This window comes from Bacillota bacterium (assembly GCA_012839765.1).
GTDB lineage: Bacteria > Bacillota > Limnochordia > DUMW01 > DUMW01 > DUMW01.
Genome location: DUMW01000060.1, coordinates 1 through 3,895, shown reverse-complemented (window position 1 = coordinate 3,895; position 3,895 = coordinate 1). Strand labels below are relative to the sequence as shown.

Genomic DNA, 3,895 nt, shown 5'->3' with positions numbered 1-3,895 from the left:
GTCTGGGGAAACATATCGACGGGCACAACCGTTTGCACTCGGTATCCCCCTTGGCATAAACTTGCAAGATCCCTAGCCAAGGAGGCGGGGTTACAGGATACGTAGATCAGGTGAGGAATCCCGTTTTCCACAAGGGCAGTGATAACCTCCGGGGTGCAACCCCGTCGTGGGGGATCCACCAGGACCAAATCGACTTCTTCCTGTTCAAGGAGGGAGGGGAGGTATGTCTCCACTCGCCCCACCTGGAAATGACAATTGGACACATGATTGTGTTCCGCGTTGCGGATGGCATCCTCAATGGCTGCTGGGTGCTCTTCGATGCCGATTACTTTTTCAACCCGATCGCTTACGAAAATGCCGATGGTTCCCGTTCCGCAGTAGGCGTCCACCAGGGTCTTGGTGGAGGATGGGATTGCCTCCTTTACAATGGTGTACAATCTTTCCGCTTGGTATGGATTCACCTGGAAGAAGGAAGTGGCGGAGACGAGGAATTCGTAGTCGCCGAGCCTTTCTAAAATATGATCCCTTCCCCAAAGGACAAAGGAGTGGTCCCCCAGGATGCGATTAGTCTTTTCCATATTGATGTTCTGCACTACCCCTACCAATTCCGGGATGGCGGTCTTGAGCAAACCGGTCAGCTTCTCGGCCTTTGGCAGAGGCTTCGGCGAGTTTACCACCAGGACAACCAATAGTTCATTGTGGGAGAAGCTGACCCGGGAGATGGCATGGCGCAAGAATCCCTTATGGGTCAGTTCGTCGTAACAACTGATGTTTAGTTGCTCAAGAAACTCAGGCAAAACTTCGACCATTTTGGCGCTGAGGGGGTGTTGGGGAGAACAGTGAACGATGGGTACGATCCGGTGGCTGCCCCTTTCGTAAAAGCCCATGATTACCCGATCGTCGTCCATACCCACAGGATACTGCGCTTTGTTCCGATAGCCCAATGGTGGACTGGGGACGATCGGCTGAAATACTGCCTCGTCCAATTTCAGCCCACCCAGGCGGGTCAGGGCCTTACGAACCTTCTGCGCCTTGTATTCTAGCTGTCCCTCATAGGAAAGGTGGGCCAGCTGGCAACCGCCGCACTGGGGATAGGTGGGACAATGGGGAGCCACCCGTTGGGGCGAGGGGCTGAGGATTTCCCTGATTTCCCCGGTTGCGTATGTTTTCTTCACCAAGGTGATCTCCACTTTGGCTTCTTCACCCGGAAGCAGTCCATCGACAAAGACTACAAGGCCATCTAACCGGCCTACCCCCTGACCGGAGTCGTTGAGATCAGTGGCTGTGAGTCGATGGATTTGTCCAGGTTCAAGGTGCATGGGTTGATTCCTCCTAATTGATCCGCCGCTTCAGCTGATAGGCCAATACCGAGCAGACAAAGGCTTTAACCAAATCCATGAGGATGAAGGGATAAAACCCGATTGCCAGGATCCCGTTAAGGGTTACCGTTTGTCCTAGGTAAAAGTGGAGAATCAATGCCAAGTACGGGATCCCAATTAAATATATTACCAAGATGCCTGCCACCGATGCAACCAAGTAATTGAAGTAGGTGTGGGGCAGCCTTTCTAAGAACAGCCCGACGATGAAGGCTCCAAGGATGAAACCAAGGAGAAAGCCGAAGGTGGGATTGAGTAGGTAACCAAAACCGCCAAAGGGGGGAGAGGCGAAGACCGGAAGGCCAATGAGTCCCAAAAGAACATAAAGCAACATACTGGTTGCACCGAGCTTCTTGCCTAAGACGGCACCGGCGAGGATCGCCACAAAGGGCAGAAGGCTGAAGGGGACAAGGTCCGAACCAAAACGCAGCAACATAGCAGTCACGATAGCGAAGGCCGTAAACAATCCAACTTTGGTGATTTCCAGAGGACTAAAACGCATAGGGCACCTCCAAGGGTTTTGCTGATGTTTATTCTATAGACACGGGGATGGCCTTGTCAACCTAGAAGTGATAACTAGTTGACAAGGCGGATAAAAAGAAATGTTCCTTGCTTCAGGCTATTGAGGAAGGATGCCAACCTTTAGGGTCTATAGAATGTTTGCCCAATGCCCTTTAGTGGGAGTTAGTATCCATCAATCAGACTGAGCAACAGATCGATGGGGGCCTGGGCATCAAGGATCTCCGCCAGGTGTTCGGGACCCCTGATGGGCCTGTTGAGAAAAATCCTTTGGGCCCGCTTCTTCCCCAGTCCGGGAATGCTTTCCAGTTCCGCGATGGATGCCTGGTTGAGCAAGAAGGGAGTCTTGATTCCGGTGATGGAACGATACCCGTGGTCTACAATCTTTACCGTTACCGGTATTCCTAAAGGATGCTGACCCGGGATCCCCACCCGAATGGGGTAGCTACCCAATTGTCGACCGAAGGTGAGGGAGCCTTCCACCGCCTCCAGAATTACCTCTTCCAGGCGGGTGCCCGTGGGATAGAGTTGTTGCAGTAGGGGTTTGTTGATTTCTTCGTTAATGGTCTGCTTGTACTGTTCAAAGTGATACTTGTTTACCTTGGCCGGGGTGTAGCCAGCGATGGGCCGCACCTGACGTACATTGATGCGTCTGAGTAGCAGTCCCTGGTCCCGGATACGCCGTAGGTACTCCAGGTTTAGCGCATAGGTGGCCTTCGTTTCTCCCTTGAGTCCATGGAGTAGGTTCAGGCCTGGTAATAACTTGCACAGACCCTTTTCTCGTATCGCCCCGATCTCATTTACAATCTCGATGGCCCGGAAGGTGAGTTCCGGAGAGGTGCCAATATTGTTTTCTGCCAAGACCTTGGGATCTGTTGATTCCAACCCGAAGGAGGCCACGTCTTGGGGCGTGTTGTGTTTCACGATGGCTTTCAGGATCTCCCTAGCCTCGGGGTGGACTGCAATGGTGGTGGGGTTTACGTTGTCCATGTGCAACATTTTCAGATCCGGTGCCACGGTCCGGATCCCCTCGTAAAGGCCTACGATGGACTGGACGCCAAGGCCATCGCCTCTACTGCCATAGGATAAAAGATCAGTTTGGCATCCAAGGCGGAAGTATCGTGCACCAAACCGGTATAGTGCCTCCACTTCTCGGAGGATATGCTCCACCGGTCGCATGTAACGCAGTTTCTTCAGCCGCTCACTGCAGAAGCTACATCCTTTGTCCCGGGGACATCCTCGGTAGGTTTCCAGTTCACAGACCAGATACGGGAAGCTGGGATGCTGGTGAACCACTTCGGCCCCCAAGACTGCCCAGCGGGCCAGAGATTCTAAATAGGGACTGTCTGGTGTTGTGCCCTGTAATGCTTCGTAGATGTCCTGGGCCGCCGCCTCACCAGTACGATGACTGATGTTAGGCACCGGCATCCCTAACTCCGCCAAGGGACCGGCTAAGAAGGTCAGGGTGTTTTGCTTTGCCAGCAGTTCTCCTAGCTTGCCAAGTTCAGCGATGCTCAGGGGACGTCCGCCCAAGTACCGGCCGGGGACTGGGGTGCCGCAAAAGATGACGACCATTCCCTCTTGTTCCCGGACCCAGTGTTCTAGTTTTGGCCGGACTTGATCGATGGTGTAATACTCTACAGTGGCCTTGGCCTCTTTGCAGGCACCGTAAATGTAACGGATTTGGGGTGCTATGTAGGGCGGGACCCCTAGACAAGATGGCTCATCCACGTATCCGTCAAGGATTGTTACCTTCCGCACAACCGATCCTCCATCTACAGTCTTTTTTTTTCCTAATTTACCATAGAAATGGTTTTTCTACTACAAGACCCGGGAACATGTTGAAGGAGAAAACCCAGGGAAAACTAAATAAGATAAAGAGGAACTGTCTTTGTCCTTTGGAGCAGAACAATCTTTGCGGAGGTGGTGGGGATGACCAAGGAAAAGCTGGTGGTGGTGGGCCAGTATCACAATCTGGTGATGGCGGATTTAGCGAAGGC

The 3,895-nt window shown here is 52.8% G+C and carries 3 protein-coding genes; all 3 read right to left on the bottom strand.

Features of this window, described 5'->3' with window-relative positions; genetic code table 11:
- Nucleotides 1-1,319 (bottom strand): 23S rRNA (uracil(1939)-C(5))-methyltransferase RlmD (gene rlmD, locus GXX57_05735; GenBank protein ID HHV44152.1); only part of this gene is annotated, 1,319 nt, incomplete at its 3' end.
- A 13-nt stretch (nt 1,320-1,332) separates the two neighbouring features.
- Entirely contained in the window at nt 1,333-1,878 is a 546-nt protein-coding gene (locus GXX57_05730) for a biotin transporter BioY (protein HHV44151.1), read from the bottom strand.
- A 182-nt stretch (nt 1,879-2,060) separates the two neighbouring features.
- Nucleotides 2,061-3,656: a radical SAM protein gene (locus GXX57_05725; GenBank protein ID HHV44150.1), complete on the bottom strand. Its 1,596-nt coding sequence runs from the start codon at nt 3,654-3,656 to the stop codon at nt 2,061-2,063.
- Nucleotides 3,657-3,895 lie beyond the last annotated feature (239 nt).